We start from the raw sequence: 21,300 nt of genomic DNA on the forward strand, positions 1-21,300 counted from the left end.
GCCTATTTTCCCAAAGACCCGGTTCCGGCCCGCGCGCGGGTCGACGCGGTCCCGACGCGCCTCAACCGAGCAGATCCGACCTGATGACGCTGTAGACGGCCAGGTCGGTCCGTCCGTGGTGCAGCGGCGCGGCGTTGCGTTCGGTGCCCTCGTAGACGAATCCGGTCCTCTCCGCGACACGGCGTGAGGCCGTGTTGGCGGTGGCCGCCTTGAGTTGCAGCCGCTCGAAGCCCTGCTCCAGCAGCACCCAGCGGGTGATGGCGGTGACCGCCTCCGAGGCGACGCCCCGGCCGCGCGCCGCCGGGGCCACCCAGTAGCCGACCTCGGTGGTGCGCGCCCGCCAGTCCGTGCGCACCAGGCCGAACGATCCGGCGAAGGCCCCGGTGTCCTTGAGCACGGCCGCCCACTGCTGGCCGTCCCCGGTGGCCCGCATGGCCGGCGCGGTGTCGACACACCAGGTCACGGCGTCGGCGCGGGTGTAGGGCCGGCCCGGTGCGGGGATCGGGACCCACTTCCGGGTGACCGGGTCGGTGACGGACTCGAACACGTCGTCGATGTCGGCCTCGGTGAAGGCCCGCAGCCGCAGCCTGTCGGTCTCCAGGACGACACTGGGCATGATCGGATCGGTGGACAACTGGAGCCCTCTCTGGTCAGGGTGCGGAGTGGACCGCGACCACAGTGTGCCAGCAGGTGAGGCCCCCGCATCACCTCCGGGGAGGGCCGGTATCCTCGACCGGCCGCCTCTCCCGCGGAAGGGGACCAGCCCCTTCCGGGACGCGGACGGGTACTTCCCGCCCTTCCACCCCCTGGAGCCCCTCATGGACCTGCCCGCGGTTCCCGCCGTCCTCTTCGGTGTTCTGGCGCTCTTCGTCGTCATCGGCCTGGTGGTCTCCCTGGCCAACAGACGGAAGAAGCGGTCGGGCAGGAGTGGAGACGACGGCGGCGGCGACGGCGGTTCGGACTGGGGCTGGAGCTGGGGCGACGGCGGCGGGGGCGACAGCGGTGGAGGCGACGGCGGGGGAAGCGGAGGCGGCGGAGACTGAGCCGCCCCGGGCAACAGTCGCCCAAGAACCACCGTTTTTCCGGCAACGCCTACCGTGGCAGCGTTCGGGCGGGCAGGCTGGGATGGGGAGTCCTGGGAGCCCACAGCACGAGGAGCGCGCCCGATGCACGAGGAGATCGTCTACCGTCCCGCCCGGGAGCTGACCGCGATGATGCGGCGGCGTGAGCTCTCCGCGCGCGAGGTCGTCGCGGCGCACCTGGCCCGGATCGAGGCGGTGAACCCCTCGGTCAACGCGGTGGTGACACTGTGCGGGGACCGGGCGATGGACGAGGCCGCGGCGGCGGACGAGTCGCTGGTGTCCGGTGTCGAGCCGGGCCCGCTGCACGGGCTGCCGATCGCGCACAAGGACACGCACTCCACCGCCGGGGTGCGCACCACCTTCGGCTCGCCGTTCTTCGCCGACCACGTCCCCGAGCACGACGAACTGGTCGTGGCGCGGATGCGCGGCGCCGGGGCGATCACCATCGGCAAGACGAACGTGCCGGAGTTCGCGGCGGGATCGCACACCTTCAACACGCTCTTCGGGGTGACCCGCAACCCGTACGACACCACCAGGTCCGCGGGGGGCAGCAGCGGTGGCGCGGCCGCCGCGCTGGCGTGCGGCATGCACGCGCTCGCCGATGGCTCCGACATGGGCGGCTCGCTGCGCAACCCGGCCTCGTTCAACAACGTGGTGGGCCTGCGCCCGTCCCCCGGACGGGTCCCCACGCACCCGGAGCCGCTGGGCTGGTCGACGCTCTCGGTGCAGGGGCCGATGGGCCGCGACACCGCCGACACCGCGCTGCTGCTGTCGGTGATGGCGGGCCCCGATCCGCGCAGTCCGATCGCGGTCGACGAGCCGGGCGGGGTCTTCGCCGAGCCGCTGGAGCGCGACCTCACCGGCCTGCGGGTGGCATGGAGTCCGGACCTGGGCGGGGCCCTGGCCTGCGAGCGGTCCGTGCTGGAGACACTGACCGCGCAACTGGGCGTCCTCACCGACCTGGGTTGCCGGGTCGAGACGGCCGCTCCGGACCTGACCGGCGCCGACGAGGTGTTCCGGACACTGCGGGCCTGGGTGTTCGAGAGCAACCTGGGACCGCTGCTGGACGCCGACCGCTCCAGGCTCAAGCCGTCGGTGGTGTGGAACATCGAGGAGGGCCGCAAGCTGACCGGCCCCGACCTGGCCCGCGCCGAACGGCTGCACACCGAGATCTTCCACCGGGTGCGCGCGTTCTTCGAACGTTACGACGTGCTGCTGCTCCCGGTCAGCCAGGTCGCCCCGTTCGACGCCGACCAGGAGTACCCGGCCGACATCGACGGCCAGGTCCAGGCGACCTACCTGGACTGGATGCGCTCGGCGTACTGGATCTCGATCACCGGGAGCCCCGCGCTGTCGGTTCCCGCCGGCTTCACCCCCACCGGGCTTCCGGTGGGGCTGCAGATCGTGGGCCCGCACCTGGCCGAGCGTCGCGTCCTGGAGGTCGGCCACGCCTTCGAGGCCGCGACCCGCTTCGGCCGACGCCGCCCGAACCTGGGCTGACGCCCCGAGGCTTTGCCAAGGACCCACGCGAAGCGACCCGGTTCGCGGTCCCCACAGGGCCTCTGTTGATGATCTTGAGCCTTCTGCCCGTTTCGGGGCCGGGAAGGGCAGAAAGCCCACGACCGTCAAGAAAACCCTCACGCAACGGACGTCGTGGGCGCGGCCCCGACCGGCACCCGCCGTCGCCGCCCGGCGTGACCTCGCGATCCGCATGGCGCGAGGCCGAACGACCCACCCGAGGCACCGGCACGCGCACCACCGCCCCGCCGCCCCGCCGGAGACCCCCTAGTCGTCCACTCTGGCCAGCAGCCAGTCGTCAGTGGCCGAGTCGTGGCGGAGCTCGTAGACGCCGGACTCCGCGCCGGCGCCGACGCGCACTCGCCAGAAGGTCCGCGCGGGCGGCCTCCGCGCGCGCCCCGCCGTGAAGTCCGAGCGCAGTGTGACCCAGTGCTCCAGGATCTGCTGCACCACGTAGAGCCGCCCCTGCCACACGAACCGCGCCGGCCTTCCGCCCTGGTCCCACACCTGCACCGGCACACCGTAGACCTGACCCACCACCACCGTCCCCACCCGCCCCCATCAGCGCATCAACGACCAGATCAACTCGCGGACCACGGCTTCGTTCGAACACGTGTTCTAATTATAGCGAAAACCGGCGCGGGCCGGGCTCCGACACGTCTTGCGAGCGGCCGGATCTGACCACCTGCGGCCAGTCCCGCCGGCATCCGCCCCCGGTTCCCGGCGCGGCCGCGAGACATGACCGGCTCTGGAACCGGCCCCGGGGACCGGCGCGCCCCCCGAACCCGCACGGCATCCGCGCCCCCGCGGAGACGTCCGACGCGGCCTTTCGTCCCGAGGCCGCAGGCCCGGGACGGCCCGTCGAACACGACCGGGGACCACGCCCGGGATCGATACGCTGTGAAGCGCGAAGCACGCGATCCACAAAGGAACCCACCACTGTGACGCCAAACGGGCACGAGCGCGCAAAACCCCTCCGCACCGGCGACCCGACCGAGTTGGGCGACTACCGCATCCTCGGTCGCCTCGGACGCGGTGGCATGGGGACGGTCTACCTCGCCAAGGACCCGACAGGCCGCAACGTCGCGGTCAAACTGATCCACCCCGGCATCAGCGACGACGATGCCTTCCGCCGGCGGTTCGCCCGCGAGGTGGAGTCGGCCCGCAGCGTCGCCCGCTTCTCCACCGCCGCGGTGATCGACGCGCGGCTGGACGGCGACCCCCTCTTCATCGTCTCCGAGTACGTCGCGGGCCCCAACCTGGCCGAGGCCATCGCGGCCGACGGACCGATGGACGGCGGCACCCTGGAGAGCCTGGCCATGGGGGTGGCCGCGGCCCTCACCGCGATCCACGGCGCGGGCGTCATCCACCGCGACCTCAAACCCGCCAACGTGCTGCTGTCCTCGGTGGGTCCCAAAGTGATCGACTTCGGGATCGCGCGGGCGATGGACGACGACGGCGCCGTCACCCGCTCCAGCCAGCTGATGGGCACCCCCGCCTACCTGGCGCCCGAGCTCATCGCGGGGGAACCCCTCGCACCGCCCTCCGACATCTTCTCCTGGGGCTGCCTGGTCGCCTTCGCCGGAACCGGCAGGGCCCCCTTCAACGGGCCCACCGTCCCGGCGGTACTGCACCAGATCATCTCCGCGGCACCCAACCTGACCGGACTCGACTCCGGGGTGAAGGACCTGGTCGAGGCCGCACTGGACAAGAACCCCGACAACCGGCCCACCGCCCAGCAGCTGCTCAACCGGCTGGTCGGGCAGGAGGCGCCGAGCCCCACCGCGGTCAACGAGACCATGGCGCGCTCCTGGACCCCGCCCTCGACCGCGCGGCCCGTGGACGCGGACTCCGGCCCGAACCCGACCGCCGGCGCCGCCGGCCCTCCGAGCGGTCCGGACGCCGCCCCCACCTTCGCCCTCGCCCAGGAGCCGACCTCCGCGCTGCCGGGCCCCGAAACCGGCCCGGGGCAACCGCCCTCCGACCGCTTCGGGCCGCCGTCCGGCGGGCAGCCCGGCTTCCACGGGCCCTCCGCCGGGCACCGGGGAGTCCATCCCGCGGCCCACCCTCCCGGCCTTTCGCACCCCCCACAGGCCCGGTACTCCCCTCCCCCGCCCGGCCCGGGACCGCAGTACAGCCCCTCGGGTCCGAACAACGCCTACTCGCCCCCGTTCGGGCAGCCTCCCGTCGGCCACGGCGGCGACTACGGCGGCGGCACCCCCTCCGGAGGCGGCGCCCGGACCGACGGCACCCCCTCCGGCGGCCGCTTCCCGGCCAAGACGGCCGGCGCGGGAGCGCTGGCGCTCGTCGTGGTCGCGGGAACGGTCCTCGGCGGGATATGGCTGTTCGGCGACCCCCAGGTCCCCGAGGGCACCGAGATCTACAGCGACGACTTCACCGTGCGGGACGACGGCTGGGGCGACCGCGCCTTCGACCCCTCCGACACCTACTACTGGTCCGGCTACCACCAGGACGGCTACGCGCTCGGCGCCGACGGGGACGACCGCCAATCCACCTCCATGCCCGCCCCCACCGGTCCCCTCCCCGAGCAGGTCCGGGTCAGCGCCACCGCCCGGGTGCTCTCGGGGCCGGACTACGGGACGTTCGGGCTGTACTGCCTGCGCAGCGGGGAGGACGACGACGTCACCTTCTACCGCGCGAACGTGCGGGTGGACGGCACCGAGGCGGAGATCAGGCGCGAGGCGGGCGCCGCCGGGTCGCGCCACCTGGCCAGGTCGAGCGGCGGCTCGGTGCCCGGTTTCACCGCGACCGAGGAGGGCGCGGAGGAGCCGGTCGTCAACACGCTCGACTTCACCTGCGAACTGGACACCGAGAGCAGCACCGTGGACCTCAACCTGTGGGTCAACGGCGAGCACGTCCTGGAGGCGTCGGACGGCAACCCGCTGCCCGTCGACGGCGAGGAGGCTCCCGGCGCGGGCATCACGGTCGGCCGCGGCGTCGGCGGTGGACAGGACATCGTGACCGTTTTCGACGACTTCGCGCTGTACCGGCTGGGTGAGGGAGAGCCCGTGGAGTCGCAGGGGTAGCGTCTGCCCCACGGAGTGCCACAACGGGCACCCTGCCGGGTCCCGCGAGCTGAGCAGAGGAGTTCACACATGCGCGCCATCGTCATCGAGGAGACCGGCGGCCCCGAAGTGATGCGTCTGGCCGAGGTGCCCGACCCCGTACCGGGCCCCGGCCAGGTCGTCGTCGACGTCGAGGCCCGCGGGGTCAACTTCATCGACGTCTACCGACGCGCGGGGATCTACGCCGTCCCGACCCCGTTCACCCCCGGCGGTGAGGGCGCGGGCACGGTCAGCGCCGTCGGCGAGGGCGTCACCGGGGTGGCCGTCGGCATGCGGGTGGGTTCGGTGGAGGTGGCCGGCTCCTACGCCGAACGCGCGATCGTCGAGGCCGACAAGCTCATCCCGCTTCCCGACGGCGTCACCTCCGAGCAGGCGGCCGCGGTCCTGCTCCAGGGGATCACCGCGCACTACCTCACCCACTCGACCTACGCGGTGCAGCCAGGCGACACCGTGCTGGTGCACGCCGCGGCCGGCGGTACCGGCCTGCTCATCACCCAGCTCGCCAAACTGCGCGGAGCCAGGGTGATCGGGACGGTCTCCACCGAGGCCAAGGAGGCGCGGGCCCGCGAGGCGGGGGCCGACGAGGTCATCCGGTACACGGAGGCCGACGTGGTCGAGGAGGTCCGGCGCCTGACCGACGGCGAGGGGGTTCCGGTGGTGTACGACGGCGTGGGCGCCGGCACCTTCGACGCGAGCCTGGCGTGCCTGCGCCGGCGCGGCCTGCTCGCGTTGTTCGGCCAGTCCAGCGGCGTCGTCCCCCCGGTGGACCCGCAGCGGCTGAACACCGCCGGATCGGTCTACCTGACCCGGCCGTTCCTGGGTCACTACACGGCGACCCGCGACGAGCTGCTGGAACGCTCCTCGGACGTGCTGGGCCTGGTGGCGACGGGCAGCCTGCACGTGCACGTGGGCGGCCGCTACCCGCTGGCCGAGGCCCACCGCGCGCACGCCGCCCTGGCGTCCCGGGCGACCACCGGCAAGCTGCTGCTGGTCTAGTCGTCCCGCGTCGTGAGCCCGGTGCTCACTCGCGCTCGGGATCACCACTCCCCGCGGTGTCGGAGGGATACGACGACGATCGAGGGTCCTCCTTGTCGGTGATCTCGACGTCAGCGTCCTTGGACGTCCGTTCCGGGGGCGCCGACGTCGAGATCACCGGGGAGTCGCCTGCGCGCGGGTTCCCTACGCCTCCTCCCGCTGGCCGGGGAAACCGATGGGACCGGCCGCCGCCTCGGCTTCGGCCTTGGCCTCGGCGACCGCCTCGGCGGCGAGGTCGGCCGCGTGGTCGGCCGCGCGCAGCGCCTCACCGCGCACCGGGTCGCCCGAGGTGAGCTGCGGCGTGGCTCCCTCCTCCGGCGCCGCGTCCTCCTCAGCCCGGGGTGTCGCCGCCTCCCCGTCGGCGGCGGGCGCGAACGCCCTGCTGACGTTCTGGATGGCCTGGGTGAGCTCGCCCGGGATCACCCAGAAGGTGTTCCCCTCGCCGTTGGCGAGCGTGGGCAGCGTCTCCAGGTACTTGTAGGCCAGCAGCTTGGAGTCGGCGTTGTTGGCGTGCACCGCCTGGAACACCCGCTCGATGGCCTTGGCCTCGCCGTCGGCGCGCAGGATGGCGGCCTGCTGCTGGCCCTGCGCCTCCAGGATGGCCTGCTGGCGGGCGCCTTCGGCGGTGAGGATGCGGGACTGGCGCTCTCCCTCGGCGTGCAGGATCGTGGCGCGCTTGTCGCGCTCGGCCCGCATCTGCTTCTCCATGGCCTCCTTGATGGAGGGGGGCGGGTCGATGGCCTTGATCTCGACCCGGTTCACCCTTATCCCCCACTTGCCGGTGGCCTCGTCCAGAACGCCGCGCAGGCGCGAGTTGATGTCCTCGCGCGAGGTCAGGGTCCGCTCCAGGTCCATGCCGCCGATGACGTTGCGCAGCGTGGTGACGGTGAGCTGGTCGATGGCCTGCAGGTAGTTGGCCACCTCGTAGGCGGCGGCCCGGGGGTCGGTGATCTGGTAGTAGAGGACGGTGTCGATGTTGACCACCAGGTTGTCCTCGGTGATCACGGGCTGGGGCCGGGAGGAGAACACCTGCTCGCGCAGGTCGAACTTGGTGTTCACCCGGTCCACTCCCGGGATGATGAAGTTCAGGCCGGGCTGCAGGGTTCGCATGTAGCGACCGAATCGCTCGATGTTGTAGGCGCGCGCCTGGGGAACGATCCGCACGGTGGATACCACCCCCAGGACCACGATGACCGCGAGGACGATGAAGAGGATCTCCATGGCTGGTGTCATTCCTTCTCTCGGGTCGGCCTGGCGGGGGCGGCGCGCTCCGGTGGGAACCCGCTCGCCGGGGCGGGTGTCACGGCAGGGCTTCCCTCGGGTAGACCACGGCGGTGGCGCCCTCGATCTCCATGACGTCGACGTGGACCCCGGGCGGGATGGTGAGTGACTCGTCGAGGGCCCTGGCCGACCACTCCTCGCCCGAGAGCCTGATCCGGCCGCCGTCGCCGGTGACCTCCTCGAGGACGAGCGCGGACCTTCCCACGAGCGCGTCGGTTCCCGAGCGCAGGATCGGGGGCTGGGTCATGTGGCGGCGGGCGATCGGCCTGACGACGAGCAGCCCCGCCGCCGCGGTGGCGGTGAACGCCAGGACCTGCGGCACGAGACCGAGCCCGAGCGCGCCCGCCACACCCGCGACCAGCGCCGCCGCCGCCAGCAGTCCCAGCGCTAGGGTCAACGTGAAGAGCTCGGCGACGCCCAGGGCGACGGCCACGACCAACCAGACAACCCACAACGGCATACCAGCCTCCGGTCCTGTGGCGGGTATCACTAAAACTACCCCCGGGCGATCGGAGATCACACTTGGGGGAAGCGACATGTGGACAACGAACGGCGGGCACCACGCGGCCGCGTCCGCTTCCCCTCCCCCGAAGGCTTCTGTTTTCCTCCGCCGGGGCGGACGGCCCGGGCCCGGGCCGTCCGGGCTCCCCCGCGGAACCCGCCCGATCCCCCTTCACATACGACGCGAACCACTTCGCGCGCGGCGGACGTTTGCGAGAATCCGAACATGAGCCACTACCCCGAGCCGTACGACAACGCCGGCGACCCGAACGCTTGGAACCAGGGCTGGGAGACGTCCCCCCAGGGCCCCCCGCCCATGGGCGGGGACCCCAACGCGCAGCTGGCGCCCTACAACGCGCAGACGGGCGGTTACCAGACCCCCTTCGGCCCCCACGGGGAGCTCCAGCCCTCCCAGGAGCAGCCGATCGCCGTCCTCGGCGACATCACGGTGACGCAGAACCTCGTCATGACCCCGGTCGGCACCTTCCCGATCAGGGGAAGCATGTGGACGCTCAACGACATGACCGTCGTCCGTCAGCAGATGGCGACCTGGGCCCTGGTCGTGGCCTTGATCGGCTTCCTCTTCATCTGCGTCTTCAGCCTCTTCTTCCTGCTGGTGAAGGAGACCACCGTGTCCGGGACGATCCAGATCACGGTGCGCCAGGGCGAGAAGTTCTACACCACCCAGGTCCCGGTACACAGCCAGGCCCAGGGGCACCAGGTCCACCAGCAGTTCCAGTACATCCGCTCGATGGCGGTCTGACCGCTCCCCGCGTGGCCGCGGCCGGGAGCGGCCCCGGCCGCGCTCAGGGGCCTCCCGGGGGGACGACGGGCATCCCGCCGGGGGCGCCGTCCTCCAGCAGCCTCAGCAGTGCCGCCGTGTCCATGTGCTCCTCGACGAGGTCGCCGAGGGCGTCCAGGCGCCGGCTCCGTTCGGCGGCGAAGTCGGTGTCGGGGGCGCAGGCGAAGTCGCGGCCCGCGCGAGCGGCCACCTCGCGTAGGAAGGCCCTCCGGAAGCCGTCGTTCTCCAGCGCCCCGTGCCAGGTGGTCCCCCACACCGCGCCCAGCCGGTGGCCGTCCAGGAAGGGCTCGGTGTCGGCGGACGGGTCGACGTGGACCACCCCGTGGTGGATCTCGTAGGCGCGCACCGGGTTCCCGTACGCGGTTCCGACCGGCCGCCCCAGCGTCTTCTCCACGGCGAAGTCAACCCGGGTGGGCAGCAGCCCCAGGCCCTCCACCCGACCGGCCCGGGACTCCACCTCGTCGTCGATGCCGCGGGCCAGCATCTGGTAACCGCCGCAGATCCCCAGCAGCGGGAGACCCCGCCCGGCCCTTTCCACCAGCGCGTCGGCCAGTCCGCGTTCGCGCAGCCAGGCCAGGTCCGCCACGGTGGCGCGGCTGCCCGGCAGGATCACCAGGTCCGCGTCCGCGACCTCGTGCGGCGCGGTGACGAAGCGCACGTCCACCCCGGGCTCGACGGTGAGCGCGTCGATGTCGGTGAAGTTGCTGATGCGCGGCAGCCGCACCACCGCCACCCGCAGGGTCTGCGACCCCAGCGGGGGACGCGACGGGCCGCGGTCCACGCTCAGCGCCAGCGAGTCCTCCACGTCCAGCCACAGCCCGTCCAGCCAGGGCAGCACCCCGTACACGTCCCGGCCGGTGAGCGAGCGGATCATGTCCAGGCCCGGTTCGAGGAGTTCGCGCGCGCCCCGGAACTTGTTGACCACGAACCCCGCGACCAGGGCCTGGTCGGCCGGCTCCAGCAGGGCCAGGGTGCCGTGCAGCGCGGCGAACACCCCGCCCCGGTCGATGTCGCCGACCACCAGGACGGGCAGGTCCGCGGCTCGCGCCAGCCCCATGTTGGCGATGTCCCCGGCGCGCAGGTTGATCTCGGCGGGGCTGCCCGCACCCTCGCAGAGCACCACGTCGTGTGAGGCGCGCAGCTCGGCCAGCGCCTCCAGCGACACCTCGCGCAGGCGCTCCTTGTAGGACCGGTAGGTCAGTGCGTCGGCCTCGCCGACGGGGCGGCCCCGCACGACGACCTGGCTGCTGCGGTCGCTCCCGGGCTTGAGCAGGACCGGGTTCATCGCGGCGGTCGGTTCGATCCCGCAGGCGGCGGCCTGCATGGCCTGGGCACGGCCGATCTCCGCGCCGTCGGGGGTGACCACCGAGTTCAGGGACATGTTCTGCGCCTTGAAGGGCGCGACCCTAACCCCTTGGCGGGCCAGCCAGCGGCACAGTCCCGCCGTGACCACGCTCTTGCCCGCGTCCGAGGTGGTCCCCGCCACGAGCAGCGCGGGCGCGGCGCCGCGTTCCGAGAGCATCAGCGCGCCTCCCCGCTCACCGGGCGGAGACGTTCTGCCGTCGCCCAGGCCGCGGCCGCCGCGACGAGGGCGGCGCCCGCGTTGACGGCGCGGGCCAGGCGGACGGCGCGGCGGATGTCGCGGACCCGCGGAGCCCGGCCGTCGCCGAGTTCGGGACGGTGCTCGACCCGTCCGCCGTACACGTTGCGCCCGCCCAGGCGGATGTCCAGCGCGCCGGCGAACGCGGACTCGCACTGACCGGCGTTGGGGCTGGGGTGCCGGTCGCCGTAGCGGGCGCGGGCGCGCCAGGCCCGGCGCGGGTCTCCGCCGACGACCGGCGCGGCGGCCGCGACCAGCAGCGCGGTCAGCCGGGCCGGGGCCCAGTTGGCGACGTCGTCCAGGCGCGCGGCGGCCCAGCCGAACCGCTCGTAGCGCGCTGACCGGTGCCCGACCATGGCGTCCAGGGTGTTGACGGCGCGGTAGCCGAGCAGTCCGGCGGGTCCCAGCAGAGCGCCCCACAGCAGGGGGGCGACGACGGCGTCGGATGTGTTCTCGGCCACCGATTCGACGGTGGCGCGGGCCAGCGCGTCGGCGTCCAGCCCGCTGGGGTCGCGTCCGCACAGGTGCGGCAGCCTCCGCCGGGCCTCCGCCAGGTCCCCCGCCTCGAGCGCGTCGGCCATCGCCGCGGCCTCGCGTCCCAGCATGGCCCCGCCGACGACGGCCCAGGTCGCCGTGGCCGTGACCGCGAAGGCCCGGCACCGGCCGGCGTCCGCGAGCGCGCCCGCCGCGGCGACCGGTGCCACGGCCAGGACCGCGAACGCCGCCCCGCGCGTCCGGCTCGGCGCGTACAGCCGCTCCTCCAGCCTCCCCGCGGCCGTCCCGAACACCGCGACGGGGTGTCCCCGTTCGGGGTCCGCGACCACCCGATCCATCAGGGCTCCGGCCAACAAGCCTGCCGCCCGGGGCCATCCCGCGGCCATTCGACGCTTCTTTCGCACCCCACAACCCTAGAGGCTGCGGAAAGTCCGTTTCCGCACCGACCAGGGAAAACGAATTGCGACTCTCGGTGGCCATATGAACACTTGGAGAAGTCGGCGCTCCCCCGCGCATTCCCTCTCATCTCATTCGCCCGCGAAGGGCCGTGAAGGGAGGGAAGGCCATGAACGTCGTGTACATCGTTACGGTCCTCATTGTGTTCGGCCAGTATTGGAGCTGGTGAAACGGCCGGCGACGTCGCGCGGGAGGCACGACCGGGCGCCTCCCGCGCGACGCGCCCGTCTTCGCGAAACACCCGCGCCACGCGCCGCGTCGGTCGTCGGACAGAGGTAACGTGTTCGACGACGCCTTAGCAACCGGTTTGGTGGAGAGCGCGTGGTAACGAGACGCAACTACGCATCGCCGTAGTTGATACGATTTCGTCCGAACCTGGGCGTCCTCGGCGATATCCCCTAGAATGTCGCCTCGACTCCACCCTCCACGGTTCGGGGCCGCTCCACCATCGCGCCCCGAGATCCGCAGTGTCACCGGAATCCTCTCGGAACACGCCACAATTGAATCCGAGCACCCGTAGCTCAGTGGATAGAGCACCGGACTTCTAATCCGATGGTCGCAGGTTCGAATCCTGCCGGGTGCGCACTGGCCGAACAGCGAAAGGCGCCTTCCCGCCCGGGGCCGGGCGGGAAGGCGCCTCGTTCTGCCCGAGGCCGCGCTCGGGCCCGGCGGGGCAGGCGCGCGCCAGCACGCCCGGGGCGGATCTCCCGGCCGTCCCGGTGAACGTTCCCGGCCGGGACTCCCGATCACACCGGACCGCTGTTCCGGTCCCCGCCGGGCCGCCTTTTCGGACGGCTGCGATTCGGCGGCGCCCGGCACCCCGGAGCACCCGCGCCCGCGTGGCGGGGCCGTCCTCCGGGCCGGGGCCGGCCTCACCCCGCGCATCGCCGGATTGCGCCCGCCCGCTACCCACGATAAACATCGTTCACAGGGTAAAGACCCGAGTATGGCCGCTTCGCGATGATTGGTGCGTGAACACAGCAAATCCCGTCATTTCGGGTGAAGGAACCCAGCCCCGGCCCCAGCCGCACGTGAGGGAGGACACCTGTGCCTGAAACCCCCGTGGACGCTGTCGGGGTGCTGGACCGGCTCGCCTCCGGGGTACCGGGGGTCGAGGCCATCGTGCTGGCGGACCGGAGCGGGCGGCCGCTGGCCTCGTCCACCGGGACCGCCGCCGGCGACGCCGACCGGCTGGCCGCCGTCGCCGGCGGTGTGTCGGGCCTGGCCGGAGCCGCCATGGCGCTGCTGAACACCGGTGTGCTCGAACAGGCCGCCATCGACCTCGGGCACGGGCACCTGGTGGTGCACGCGCTCGGCGGAGGCCGCCGAATCGTCGCGCTGACCTCCCCGGACGGCGACCTCTCGGCCCTGGAGCGGGAGGTCCGGGACGCCTCCTCCGAGTTCTCCCTCGTCCAGCAGCCCCAACGGGCCGCCGGAGGCGGCGAGGAGGAGGCCGACCCGCTCGCGCAGGTGCACCGCCTGACGGAGCGGTTCCCCGGCTGGCGCATCCGCTACGAGGTCCCCGCCCCCGCTGCGGCCGGCGGATTCACCGCCGAACGCGACCACAGTTCCGAGGACCTCTTCGTCCTGCTGGGCCTCCTGAACGCCGTCCACGCCCGCACCGGCGCGGAACTAGAGGCCAGGCTCGCGATCCAGGACGCCGTCTCGACGGGCCTGGACGCGATCACCTCGTTGAGCCCCGCCTCCTGGAACTCGATCGAACGCGGTCTGGCCGCGCTGCTGCGCGATCCCCGCTTCTGACCGGACCTGACAGGTCCTGGCCGCATCCGGCCATGTCCAAGCACGCCTGACCACACCTGAGAGCGCGGTTCCCGACCGCCGGTTCTCCCTTCTCCTCCCGCGCCGCGCGGCGGCTTCGCCATGCCCGAAAACGGCGGGCGACGCTCCCCCATTTCTCTCCGACCCCTGTGGACACGACCCCGATGACACCCCCTGATCCCGCACGTCCGCCCGTCCGGCTGTACGAGGCCGCCGACCCCGCCCTGCTGTGGCCCGCGCTGCTGGCCGACCACGGCCAGATCGCGCCGGTGGAGATCGAACCCGGCGCGCACGGCTGGCTCGTGCTGTCCTGGAACCTGAACCGGCGAGTGCTGACCGACACCCGCGCCTTCGCCCGCGACCCGGCGTGGTGGCGCGAACTGCACGACGGCACCATCGGCCCCGCCTCGGGCCTGCGCGCCCTGTACGGCAAGCGGCAGTCCGCGCTGTTCTGCGACGGGGCCGAGCACCAGCGCTACCGCGACGCCCTCGTGGCCGCGCTCGGCCGGTTGACCAGGCAGCAGGCGGTCCGGCACATCGACGAGGCCGCCAACCGGCTGATCGACGCGTTCTGCCTGCACGGCAAGGCCGACCTGATCGCCCAGTACGCCCGCCAGCTCCCGTTGACCGTGCTGTGCCGCCTGTTCGGTCTGGCCCCCGACGAGACCGTCCGGGTCTGCGCGGCCATGCAGACGCTGTGGGAGGCCGGGCCCGACGCCCCCGCCGCCAAGACGCGGATCGAGGCGCTGCTGGACGGCCTCGCCCGCAGACGCCGCGCCGCTCCCGGCGACGACCTGGCGTCCGGCCTCGTCTCCGAGGGCATGACCGACGACGAGGTCCGCGACCAGCTCACCCTGGTCATCGCCGCGGGCGACGACCCCGTCACGCACCTGATCGGCAACACCCTGCGGATGCTGCTCACCGCTCCGGGGCTGCGCGCCTCCGTGGCGGGCTCGCGGACTCTGATCGCCGAGACCATCAACGCCTCCCTGTGGGCCGACCCGCCGGTCCAGGCCCTCATCGGCCGCTACCCCACCGCCGACGTGGAGCTGGGCGGGGCCCGGGTGCGCAGGGGCGACTGCCTGGTCATCGGCTACGCCGCCGCGCACCTGGACCTGATGGCCCGCACCGACCCCGCCGTCGCCCAGGCCAACCGCGCCCACCTGACCTGGGGCGCGGGACCGCACACCTGCCCCCAGATCGGGCGGTCCCTCACCCTGGCCATCGCCGAGACCGCCGTCGAGCAGCTCATGCACCGCCTGCCCGACCTGCGCCTGGCCGTGGACGCCGGCCTGCTGCGTCGGCGCCCCTCCCTGTCGGTGCACGCCCTCACCGACCTTCCGGTGAGCTTCACCCCCGCCGCCCCCTCACGCATGGACCGAGGAGACTCGATATGGAACCGCCCCGCCCTCGCACCGTCCGGCTCGACCCCGCCTCGGGGATCGACATCCACGCCCGGGCGCGCGAGCTCCGGGAGAAGGGGCCCGTGGTACGGGTGGCTTTTCCCGGCCTGGAGGTCTGGGCGGTGACCCACGACGCCGAGCTGCGCGCGGCGATGGCCGACGAGGCCACGTTCGTACGCGGCTGGCGCAACTGGCGCGCCCTGGCGGCGGGGGAGATCGACGCCGCGCACCCGGTCGCGGCCATGATGCGCGTCGAGTCGATGATCGCCCGCTCGGGGGACGACCACAGGCGTCTGCGCGGCCTGGTCCAGGCCGGGTTCACCCGCCGCCGCGTGGAGGCCCTGCGCCCCCGTGTCGAGGCGCTCACCACCAGCCTCCTGCACCGGATGGCGCGCCGCGGCGGGGTGGTCGACCTGAAGGCCGCGTTCGCGTTCCCACTGCCCATGATGGTCATCAGCGACCTGCTCGGCCTCGACCCGGCCGACCAGGAATCCCTGTCCTCCCTGGTCACCCGCATCCTGTCGGGGACCGACCCGACCGCCAACACCGACGCGTTCGCGTTCGCCGTCCGGATGGTCCGCGCCAAGCGCGCCGCCGGCGACGACGCGCTGATCAGCGCCCTCATCGACGCGCGCGACGGCGACGGCGACGCCCTCACCGAGGAGGAACTCGTCTGGAGTGTCCTGCTGCTCGTCGTCGGAGGGTTCGAGACCACCGTGGGGATGATCGGCAACTCGGTGAAACTGCTGCTCAACCATCCCGAGCAGCTCGCCCTGCTGCGCGGCGGCAGGGTGTCGTGGGAGCAGGCCGTCGAGGAGTGCCTGCGCTTCGACCCCTCGGTGGCGATGCTGCCGTTCCTGTACACCACCCGCGACGTGGAGATGGGCGGCGTCACCATCCCGAAGGGGGAGGCGGTCCTGATGTGCTACGCGGCCGCCAACCGCGATCCGGCCGCGCACGCCGTACCCGACCGCTTCGACACCACCCGCGGCGGGAACCGCCACATGGCCTTCGGCCACGCCGCCCACCTGTGCCTGGGCGCGCCACTGGCCCGCCTGGAACTGGCGGTCGCTCTGCCCGCCCTGTTCCGGAGGTTCCCGGACATCGCCCTGGCCGCCCCGACCGAACCGATGCCGTCGGTCTTCATGAACCATCCGCAGAGCATCCCCGTCCGCCTGTTCGGGAGCGGCGGACCGGCCGGCTGACCCCCGCTCCCGACCGGGCGGGGCTACCGGGCGGGGTCCGTCACTCCCATCGCGCGGAGGGCGCAGTGGACGATCTCGGCCTGGGCGTCCGGTTGCGAGTGCAGGTCGGGGGCGCGGATGAAGTCGTCGATGATGTGCACCGCGCACAGGGCCAGGACGCGGGCCTCGGGCTCGGTGAGCCCGGGGTTCAGCGCCATGATGGAGCGGACCCAGCGTGTCGCGTAGTCGCGCTGGCGGCGGCGCAGCATGCCCAGTTCGCGGGGGGGCAGGTTCTCGCTCTCGGTCACGTAGACGGCGAGGATGTCGCCGTGGTCGCGCGCCATCGCGACACGGGTCTCCGCCAGGACCGCCAGGGCCGCCGCCGGGTCGTCGACGCCGTCCAGGGCCACGGCGACCGCCGCGTGCAGACGGTCCGAGGCGCGCTGGAACATGCTGCTCAGCAGCTCGCTCTTGCCTTCGGTGTACTTGTACAGCGCCGCCGCCGTCACCCCCGCCGCCGCGCCGATGTCCTCCATGCTCACCGCGTGGTAGCCGCGCTCGCGGAACAGCCGCGCCGCCTCGGCCATCGCCCTCTCCCAGCGCGGGCGCCCCGCCCGGGGCTCCGCCGGGTTCGGGACGCCGCGCAGCGGCGGGGACGGGAACTCGGTGGCCAGGACCCGCAGGGTGGCCTCGGAGAGGAGTTCGACGTAGCGCTCCCGGGGCATCCGGACCCGGTACAGCGCCGAGCTGCCCAGAGCCCCGTGCCCCGCCCAGGCCAGCAGCCTGATCTGCGCGTCCGAGAGGTCCGGGCGGCGCCCGCGCAGCTCCGAGCCCCAGAAGATCAGTGTCTTGTCGACCCTTCGGCGCAGTTCGTCCTGCTCCTCGGGCGGCAGGTAGTGGTAGTCGCGCTGCCACAGCGCGGCGGAGTCCCGTTCGACGACCGAGACCCGGGCCATCCGCACGATCCGGTCCCGGAGGCTCTCGCCCTGCGTCTGCAGCGTTCCCTGCTCCTCGTAGGCGTTGACGAGCGACCATATCGCGCGGCTGAGCAGGTCCTGCTTGCTGTCGAAGTAGCGGTAGACGGCCGGCCCCGAGAGCCCCGCCCCGGCGGCGATGTCGGTCATCCCGACCTGGTGGTAGCCGTGCCTCCGGAACAGGTCGACAGCCACCGCCAGCAGCTGCCTGGAGCGCTCCTTCCTGCGGTCGGCCCGGGTCGTCCCCAGTTCCCTCGACATCTGTTCACTCCTCGTTCCCGTACCCGCCGCTCGCCAAGGCGAGGCTACCCTGGGCAGTCGGGCCGTCTCAGTATCCGATCCAGGCCTGGCGGTGGTACTCGATGATGCGAGGACGCAGCAGGGTCGAGGCCAGGGCCTCCCCCTCCTCGCCGGGGCGGCGGTCCTTGGGGAAGACCTTCGCGGCCGCCAGCGTCTGCTCGTCGAGGAACCGGGTCGGAGGCAGGTCCGAGGGAAGCGTCAGCTCCGGGGCCTGTCCGGCTCCGGCGAGGAAGAACCCCCAGTTGCCGAAGCTGGGCACGTCCACGTTGTAGGGGACCCCGCTCAGTCCGGCCTCTCGCATGCTCTCGCCCACACTCCAGTAGGCGCGCGACGCGAAGTACGGCGAGCCCGCCTGCACCACGATTCGCGCGTCCTCCGCCATCGCCCGCCGGGCCAGGGTGTAGAACTCTACCGAGTAGAGCTTGGCGGTGCCGACATCGTCGGGGTCGGGCAGGTCCGCGACCACCACGTCGAAGCGCTCGCCGTTGCGGCGCAGCCAGTCGAAGGCGTCGTCGTGGACCACCGTGAGCCGCTCGTCGCCGAAGACGCCGCCGTTGAGGGCTCTGATCGGGGGCAGGGAGTCCGCCAGCTCCACCACCGCCGGATCCAGGTCGACCAGCACCACACGCTCCACGTCGTCGTACCCGAGGATCTCGCGCACGGCCAGGCCGTCCCCCCCTCCGAGCACCAGGACGTCGCCGCGCGGCCCGTCCATCACCGGGTGCACCAGGGACTCGTGGTAGCGGTACTCGTCCAGGGAGGAGAACTGCAGGTCGCCGTTGAGAAAGAGGCGCAGATCCGTGTGGTCCAGGCTCTCGGTGACGACGATCTCCTGGTACTCCGAGCGCTCGGCGTGCACGACGGGGTCGCGGTACAGGGCCTGGCGCGCGCTCACCTCGAACCTCCCGGACAGCGTGAAGGCCCCGCCCAGCGCCAGCAGCACCAGGGTCAGGACCACCGCCAGCCCCACCGCGCCCGCCCGCGTCAGCGAGCGGCGGAACAGCCACAGCACGACGGCCATGCCCATGACGGCGTTGACCGCGCCCACCAGCAGCGCCCCCTGCGGCAGGCCCAGCAGCGGGAGCAGCAGGAAGGGGAAGGCCAGTCCTCCGACGAGGCCCCCCACGTAGTCCGCGGCGAACAGGTCGGCGACGGCGCTGGCGGCGTCCTGCCTGCGGATGCGCTGGATGAGCGTCATCAGCAGCGGGATCTCCGCTCCGATGAGCGCGCCGATGACGAAGGCGATGCCGACCAGGGCCGGCTGGTAGAGCGAGAACCAGGCGAAGGCCGCGTACAGCAGCAGCACCGACAGGCCGCCGAACAGCGACAGCAGTCCCTCGATGATCGCGAACCAGAACGCGGGGCGGCGGGCGAGCCGCTTGGACGCCAGCGAGCCGATGCCCATGGCGAACACCATGACCGACAGCACCACCGACGCCTGGGTGATGGTGTCGCCGAGCAGGTAGCTGCCCAGCGCCACCAGCGCCAGTTCGTAGACGAGTCCGCACGCGGCGCAGACGAACACCGCGAACATCACCAGGAAGCGGGCGAGCCGCGGCCGCACCGGCAGCCGCGGCTCCTCGGTCTCGCCCGCGCCCCGCAGCGCGGTGTCCGTGCCGGCCATCAGGAGATCGCGACGGCCACGACCAGCGCGACGGCGATGTGCGCGGAGGCGTTCACCCAGGCCGCCGGGTGCAGTTCGGTCTCGGAGACGATCGAGCCGAGCTTGCCGGGCGTGAGCAGGTCGATGAGCAGGAAGGAGAGGGACATCACGAGGAGCCCGATGACGCCGTAGGCCAGCGTGCTGACCAGGCCGAACAGCAGGCCCGGGCCGCTCGCGAGGATCGCCGAGGCGACCACGAGCGCGACGCCCAGGGTGTTGGCCGCGACGATGAGGGTGGCGTTGCGGTTGCGCTGCGCCCAGATCAGCTCGTGCAGCTTGCCGGGGGTGAGCAGGTCGATGATCAGATAGCCGACGGCCATCAGCGCGATTCCGACCACGCCGTAGGCCAGGCAGGCGACGGCATCGATGAGCAGCAGGTTCATGGGTTCCTCGTCTGGTGTGGGTAGTGGTGTCGCACGGGTGGGAAGGCGGTCACTTGCCCCATCCGGGGCCCCCGCCCCGGTTCGAGCTGCCGCTGGAGTCGCTGGTGCTGTTGCTGTTGCTGTTGTTGTTTCCGCCGCTGTTGCCGCTGCTGCCGCCGAAGAACCACACGCCGCCCCCGGAGGAGGAGCCGCTGCGGCACCCGACGTAGGTGTACTCGCCGTTGACCAGGTCGTAGTCGCCGTCGTTGGGGTCGTACTCGTAGTACGTGTTGCCCGAGACGTCCGTCTCCCGGTCGTAGTCGCCGCAGGCGCGCGAAGGGCTGCAGGCGACCAGGCACACCACGAGGACGGCGACGAGTCCCGTTCCGATCAGCAGGAACCTCTTGACGTTGGTCGCGGAGTCGTCATCGGCCATGGTGCGGGTCTTCCCTTCCGGGGCGTGGATGCAGGACGGTCGTGGAGGCGGTCGTCACAAGTTCGCCGCTCTGCGGGTAGGCGTGCCAGCTCCGCCAGTGCAGGACGGGGCCGGCCGCCATCGCGAGCAGGGCCGTGACGGCGAGGGGATCGCCGGGGAAGGTCGCCAGAAGCGTGTCCGGCCGGTCGGTCAGGCGGTCGCGCATCCTGGTGGTCTGCTCGGCGAACGCGCTGGGGCCCAGACGCAGCACGGAACTGGTGAAGCCGTGCCGCCGGACCCCCTCCACCCGGGGCGCGGCGCTGCCGGGCAGGCCGCCGGCCTCACCCGGCAGGCAGGCGACGGTCTCGATCATGTGTGCCGCGGGGTCCTCCAGCAGGACCTGGTGGGAGGCGCCCAGCACCCTGAGTTCGACGCGGGCCCCCGAGAGGTCCAGGACCCTGGTCGCCAGCGGTTCGGCCGGCGGGTGGGTGAGGCTCCAGGCGAGGTCGGCCGCCCGGGTGTCGCTGAAGGGGGTCTCGATGGCGACGCGCACGGGTCAGCCGCCCGGGTAGATGGTGAAGGAGCCGAGCGCGACGTCGGTGCCCAGGCTGGCCTCCCACCCTCCGTGGTCGAAGCGCTCGAACGCCAGGTGCCTGCCTCCGGGAGCCTCGTAGTCGGCGTAGTCCATGCCGCCGCTCTCGCGCAGGCCGGTGGTGCCCTCGGACCGGTAGGAGGCGGTGCCCCGCTCGACGAAGCGGTACCGCACGCCCTCGACCTCGAGGGTCTTGGGGCCGGGGACCAGGCTCAGGTCGGGGCGGCCGGTCCACATGACGATCTGCACGTCGGGGTCCTCCTCGACGGACAGCCAGCGGCGCTCGCCCTCGACCTCCATGAAGTGCTCGGCCCAGTCCCAGCCTCCCTCGGACAGCCGCAGGGAGCCGCGCACCCAGGTGCGCTCGATCCCGAAGTCGAGCATGTCGCCCGCCTTGATGGTGCGCGGATCGCCTTCGGTCCCCTGCTCCGCGAAGGGGTCGCGGGGCGTCTTGGGGACGGGGGCGGGCGGTTTCGCCGCGGCGCCCCGGGAGCGGCCCAGTAGATAGACCACCGCCGCGATCGCCACCACCACGATGATGACGATGATTCCGATCAGGACCAAATCGCCCACGTGCCTGCTCTCCTGCTTCTCATCTGTGCAGATCCTCGCACGTCACGGGTAGATCCGTCCATACAGGATCCCGTTGGTGCATTCACGAGCGTTTCGACGGAATCCAGGGCAATCCGGTTGCACCGGTCCGTCGAATTGTTGTCGGACCACGGGGGGTGAGCGGGCGGACACCACGGCACCCGCCCCGACCGGTTCCGGG

Annotated in this window: 20 protein-coding genes and 1 tRNA gene; 9 read left to right on the forward strand and 12 right to left on the reverse strand. The window is 72.4% G+C overall.

Annotated elements, in window-relative coordinates:
- Nucleotides 1–61: 61 nt before the first annotated feature.
- Nucleotides 62–616, reverse strand: a complete 555-nt coding sequence (locus EV190_RS17140; protein WP_133742595.1) for a GNAT family N-acetyltransferase — start codon at nucleotides 614–616, stop codon at nucleotides 62–64.
- A gap of 202 nt (nucleotides 617–818) precedes the next feature.
- Between EV190_RS17140 and EV190_RS23750 the strand changes: the two genes are divergently transcribed.
- Nucleotides 819–1,043 carry a hypothetical protein gene (locus EV190_RS23750; RefSeq protein ID WP_208113221.1) on the forward strand — a complete coding sequence of 75 codons (225 nt, stop codon included), beginning with the start codon at nucleotides 819–821 and terminating at the stop codon, nucleotides 1,041–1,043.
- Between the two features lie 123 nt (nucleotides 1,044–1,166).
- Complete coding sequence (locus EV190_RS17150; protein ID WP_133742596.1) at nucleotides 1,167–2,582, forward strand: amidase; 1,416 nt, start codon at nucleotides 1,167–1,169, stop codon at nucleotides 2,580–2,582.
- 285 nt (nucleotides 2,583–2,867) lie between these two features.
- Here EV190_RS17150 and EV190_RS17155 read toward each other — a convergent pair whose 3' ends face one another.
- Nucleotides 2,868–3,137: a DUF6504 family protein gene (locus EV190_RS17155; protein ID WP_394345536.1), complete on the reverse strand. Its 270-nt coding sequence runs from the start codon at nucleotides 3,135–3,137 to the stop codon at nucleotides 2,868–2,870.
- Between the two features lie 404 nt (nucleotides 3,138–3,541).
- On the opposite strand from EV190_RS17155, the gene EV190_RS17160 reads away from it, so the two are divergent.
- Nucleotides 3,542–5,647, forward strand: coding sequence for a serine/threonine-protein kinase (locus EV190_RS17160; protein ID WP_133742597.1), 2,106 nt, complete (start codon nucleotides 3,542–3,544; stop codon nucleotides 5,645–5,647).
- Between the two features lie 69 nt (nucleotides 5,648–5,716).
- Entirely contained in the window at nucleotides 5,717–6,682 is a 966-nt protein-coding gene (locus EV190_RS17165) for a quinone oxidoreductase family protein (protein WP_133742598.1), read from the forward strand.
- 183 nt (nucleotides 6,683–6,865) lie between these two features.
- On the opposite strand, the gene EV190_RS17170 is transcribed toward EV190_RS17165, so the two are convergent.
- Nucleotides 6,866–7,942 carry an SPFH domain-containing protein gene (locus EV190_RS17170; protein WP_243742630.1) on the reverse strand — a complete coding sequence of 359 codons (1,077 nt, stop codon included), beginning with the start codon at nucleotides 7,940–7,942 and terminating at the stop codon, nucleotides 6,866–6,868.
- 79 nt (nucleotides 7,943–8,021) lie between these two features.
- Nucleotides 8,022–8,462 (reverse strand): NfeD family protein, encoded by a 441-nt coding sequence (locus tag EV190_RS17175; protein ID WP_133742600.1) that lies wholly within the window; start codon nucleotides 8,460–8,462, stop codon nucleotides 8,022–8,024.
- A 267-nt stretch (nucleotides 8,463–8,729) separates the two neighbouring features.
- On the opposite strand from EV190_RS17175, the gene EV190_RS17180 reads away from it, so the two are divergent.
- Nucleotides 8,730–9,266, forward strand: coding sequence for a hypothetical protein (locus tag EV190_RS17180; protein ID WP_133742601.1), 537 nt, complete (start codon nucleotides 8,730–8,732; stop codon nucleotides 9,264–9,266).
- Nucleotides 9,267–9,309: 43 nt separating this feature from the next.
- Here EV190_RS17180 and EV190_RS17185 read toward each other — a convergent pair whose 3' ends face one another.
- The gene (locus tag EV190_RS17185) at nucleotides 9,310–10,827 is read right to left on the reverse strand and encodes a cobyric acid synthase (RefSeq protein WP_133742602.1); all 1,518 of its coding nucleotides are present in this window, start codon (nucleotides 10,825–10,827) and stop codon (nucleotides 9,310–9,312) included.
- Entirely contained in the window at nucleotides 10,827–11,738 is a 912-nt protein-coding gene (locus EV190_RS17190) for a cobalamin biosynthesis protein (RefSeq protein WP_243742631.1), read from the reverse strand. The genes EV190_RS17185 and EV190_RS17190 overlap by 1 nt, the downstream gene beginning before the upstream one ends.
- Nucleotides 11,739–12,366: 628 nt before the next feature.
- Here EV190_RS17190 and EV190_RS17195 point away from each other — a divergent pair.
- The 4 genes from EV190_RS17195 to EV190_RS17210 all read left to right on the forward strand — a co-directional run bounded on the left by EV190_RS17195 (nucleotide 12,367) and on the right by EV190_RS17210 (nucleotide 16,243).
- Nucleotides 12,367–12,439: transfer RNA gene (locus EV190_RS17195), tRNA-Arg, on the forward strand.
- Nucleotides 12,440–12,903: 464 nt separating this feature from the next.
- Nucleotides 12,904–13,617, forward strand: coding sequence for a roadblock/LC7 domain-containing protein (locus EV190_RS17200; RefSeq protein ID WP_133742604.1), 714 nt, complete (start codon nucleotides 12,904–12,906; stop codon nucleotides 13,615–13,617).
- Between the two features lie 182 nt (nucleotides 13,618–13,799).
- Nucleotides 13,800–15,164: a cytochrome P450 gene (locus EV190_RS17205; protein ID WP_133742605.1), complete on the forward strand. Its 1,365-nt coding sequence runs from the start codon at nucleotides 13,800–13,802 to the stop codon at nucleotides 15,162–15,164.
- The gene (locus EV190_RS17210) at nucleotides 15,131–16,243 is read left to right on the forward strand and encodes a cytochrome P450 family protein (protein ID WP_133742606.1); all 1,113 of its coding nucleotides are present in this window, start codon (nucleotides 15,131–15,133) and stop codon (nucleotides 16,241–16,243) included. Before EV190_RS17205 ends, EV190_RS17210 begins: the two co-directional genes overlap by 34 nt.
- Before the next feature lie 23 nt (nucleotides 16,244–16,266).
- Here the strand turns inward: EV190_RS17210 and EV190_RS17215 are convergent, their stop codons facing one another.
- From EV190_RS17215 to EV190_RS17240, 6 genes are all read right to left on the reverse strand, one after another.
- Complete coding sequence (locus tag EV190_RS17215; protein ID WP_133742607.1) at nucleotides 16,267–17,457, reverse strand: TetR/AcrR family transcriptional regulator; 1,191 nt, start codon at nucleotides 17,455–17,457, stop codon at nucleotides 16,267–16,269.
- 67 nt (nucleotides 17,458–17,524) lie between these two features.
- On the reverse strand, nucleotides 17,525–19,120 hold the full coding sequence (locus EV190_RS17220; RefSeq protein WP_133742608.1) for a polyamine aminopropyltransferase: 1,596 nt from the start codon (nucleotides 19,118–19,120) through the stop codon (nucleotides 17,525–17,527).
- Nucleotides 19,120–19,542 carry a DUF350 domain-containing protein gene (locus EV190_RS17225; RefSeq protein ID WP_133742609.1) on the reverse strand — a complete coding sequence of 141 codons (423 nt, stop codon included), beginning with the start codon at nucleotides 19,540–19,542 and terminating at the stop codon, nucleotides 19,120–19,122. Before EV190_RS17225 ends, EV190_RS17220 begins: the two co-directional genes overlap by 1 nt.
- Nucleotides 19,543–19,591: 49 nt before the next feature.
- Nucleotides 19,592–19,957, reverse strand: a complete 366-nt coding sequence (locus EV190_RS17230) for a hypothetical protein (protein WP_133742610.1) — start codon at nucleotides 19,955–19,957, stop codon at nucleotides 19,592–19,594.
- Complete coding sequence (locus EV190_RS17235; RefSeq protein WP_133742611.1) at nucleotides 19,947–20,489, reverse strand: DUF2617 family protein; 543 nt, start codon at nucleotides 20,487–20,489, stop codon at nucleotides 19,947–19,949. Before EV190_RS17235 ends, EV190_RS17230 begins: the two co-directional genes overlap by 11 nt.
- A 3-nt stretch (nucleotides 20,490–20,492) precedes the next feature.
- Nucleotides 20,493–21,086, reverse strand: coding sequence for a DUF4178 domain-containing protein (locus EV190_RS17240; RefSeq protein WP_133742646.1), 594 nt, complete (start codon nucleotides 21,084–21,086; stop codon nucleotides 20,493–20,495).
- Nucleotides 21,087–21,300: the final 214 nt, after the last annotated feature.

It is taken from the genome of Actinorugispora endophytica, assembly GCF_004363075.1.
Lineage (GTDB): Bacteria > Actinomycetota > Actinomycetes > Streptosporangiales > Streptosporangiaceae > Actinorugispora > Actinorugispora endophytica.

Coding starts and splice junctions, on each gene's coding strand:
- EV190_RS17140 (WP_133742595.1), bottom strand. CDS start 616: ATGCCCAGTGTCGTCCTGGAGACCGACAGGCTGCGGCTGCGGGCCTTC.
- EV190_RS23750 (WP_208113221.1), top strand. CDS start 819: ATGGACCTGCCCGCGGTTCCCGCCGTCCTCTTCGGTGTTCTGGCGCTC.
- EV190_RS17150 (WP_133742596.1), top strand. CDS start 1,167: ATGCACGAGGAGATCGTCTACCGTCCCGCCCGGGAGCTGACCGCGATG.
- EV190_RS17165 (WP_133742598.1), top strand. CDS start 5,717: ATGCGCGCCATCGTCATCGAGGAGACCGGCGGCCCCGAAGTGATGCGT.
- EV190_RS17170 (WP_243742630.1), bottom strand. CDS start 7,942: ATGGAGATCCTCTTCATCGTCCTCGCGGTCATCGTGGTCCTGGGGGTG.
- EV190_RS17175 (WP_133742600.1), bottom strand. CDS start 8,462: ATGCCGTTGTGGGTTGTCTGGTTGGTCGTGGCCGTCGCCCTGGGCGTC.
- EV190_RS17180 (WP_133742601.1), top strand. CDS start 8,730: ATGAGCCACTACCCCGAGCCGTACGACAACGCCGGCGACCCGAACGCT.
- EV190_RS17185 (WP_133742602.1), bottom strand. CDS start 10,827: ATGCTCTCGGAACGCGGCGCCGCGCCCGCGCTGCTCGTGGCGGGGACC.
- EV190_RS17190 (WP_243742631.1), bottom strand. CDS start 11,738: ATGGATCGGGTGGTCGCGGACCCCGAACGGGGACACCCCGTCGCGGTG.
- EV190_RS17205 (WP_133742605.1), top strand. CDS start 13,800: ATGACACCCCCTGATCCCGCACGTCCGCCCGTCCGGCTGTACGAGGCC.
- EV190_RS17215 (WP_133742607.1), bottom strand. CDS start 17,457: ATGTCGAGGGAACTGGGGACGACCCGGGCCGACCGCAGGAAGGAGCGC.
- EV190_RS17220 (WP_133742608.1), bottom strand. CDS start 19,120: ATGGCCGGCACGGACACCGCGCTGCGGGGCGCGGGCGAGACCGAGGAG.
- EV190_RS17225 (WP_133742609.1), bottom strand. CDS start 19,542: ATGAACCTGCTGCTCATCGATGCCGTCGCCTGCCTGGCCTACGGCGTG.
- EV190_RS17230 (WP_133742610.1), bottom strand. CDS start 19,957: ATGGCCGATGACGACTCCGCGACCAACGTCAAGAGGTTCCTGCTGATC.